Origin of the sequence: Streptomyces sp. MnatMP-M17 (genome assembly GCF_900091995.1) — a bacterium.
GTDB lineage: Bacteria > Actinomycetota > Actinomycetes > Streptomycetales > Streptomycetaceae > Streptomyces.
Genome location: NZ_FMDK01001260.1, coordinates 1 through 1,070, shown reverse-complemented (window position 1 = coordinate 1,070; position 1,070 = coordinate 1). Strand labels below are relative to the sequence as shown.

At 71.8% G+C, this 1,070-nt stretch carries 1 protein-coding gene and 1 pseudogene; both read right to left on the bottom strand.

The genetic code is table 11. The annotated features are described in order from the left end of the window. Positions 1-146: pseudogene (locus GA0115259_RS38395) on the bottom strand (keto-deoxy-phosphogluconate aldolase); the annotation flags it as partial. A gap of 82 nt (positions 147-228) precedes the next feature. After that, positions 229-1,035 (bottom strand): peroxide stress protein YaaA, encoded by an 807-nt coding sequence (gene yaaA, locus GA0115259_RS38390; RefSeq protein WP_093605254.1) that lies wholly within the window; start codon positions 1,033-1,035, stop codon positions 229-231. Positions 1,036-1,070 lie beyond the last annotated feature (35 nt).

The following is a 1,070-nucleotide window of genomic DNA, read 5'->3' as shown; positions in this document are numbered from 1 at the left end:
GCGGCCCGCGCGGCCGGTGTCCGCAGCGTCACCTCGATCGCGGGCAGCCCGCCCGCGACCAGCGCACGGGCGAGAGGTACGGCGTCGGCGGCATCGTCGATGACGACGACAGGGATGACGGGCGCGAGGCCGAGCACGGAGGTCATGGCGTCATCCTGCCGTGCATAGGTCATTCTGTGCAACGACCGTTGCACAACATGCAACAGATCGTCCGGAGCTTCGCCGCTGTCAGTGAATCTCCGTGACCACCACATCCAGGGCCCATGGCCGGCCGGCCCGCGCCGGAGCCGTCGCCTCCACGACATGGCCGAGCTGGCGGAGCGTCTCCACCAGCGCCGCTGGGTTCTTCGGCCGGGCGCCCGCGGTGAGCAGATCCCGTACGAGCCGGCCCTTGGTCGCCTTGTTGAAGTGGCTGACCACCGACCGCTTCTCCACTCCGGTCACCGGATCGGTCTGCGCGTGCAGCACCCGTACCCGCGCGGTACGGCCCGCCAGTTCGCCCTTCGGCTGCCAGGCCGCCGCGTACGCGGAGGAGCGCAGATCCAGTACGGTCCCGCCGTCGGCCACCTCCGGCAGTACGGATTCCATCGGCGCGCGCCAGTACGCGCCCAGCGCGCCGAGTCCCGGCAGTTTGACTCCCATCGAGCAGCGGTAGGGAGGGATACGGTCGCCCACCCGTACCGCGCCCCAGAGCCCCGAGAAGACCAGCAGCGACTTTCCGGCCCTGCGGCGCGCGGCGGTGTCGAGCGTGGCGAGGTCCAGCGCGTCGTACAGCACGCCGGTGTAGATCTCGCCGGCCGGACGGGCGCCGGCGGTCCGCAGCACCGCGTTCTTGGCGATCTCGCCGCGCAGCCCTTCGCTCAGACCGAGCACCTCACGCGCCTTCCCCTCGTCGGCCGCGCACAGCTCGACAAGCCCGTCCAGCACGGCGTCCCGGGCCTCGGTGAGTCCCGGCAGCGACAGGGACTCCAGCTTCAGCGGAGCCCCGCGCCCGGAAGCGGACTTGCCTTCCGACGGCGGCAACAGGACGAGCACGTGACTTCTCCTCGGTCGGGGGTGCGGGGGGGGGG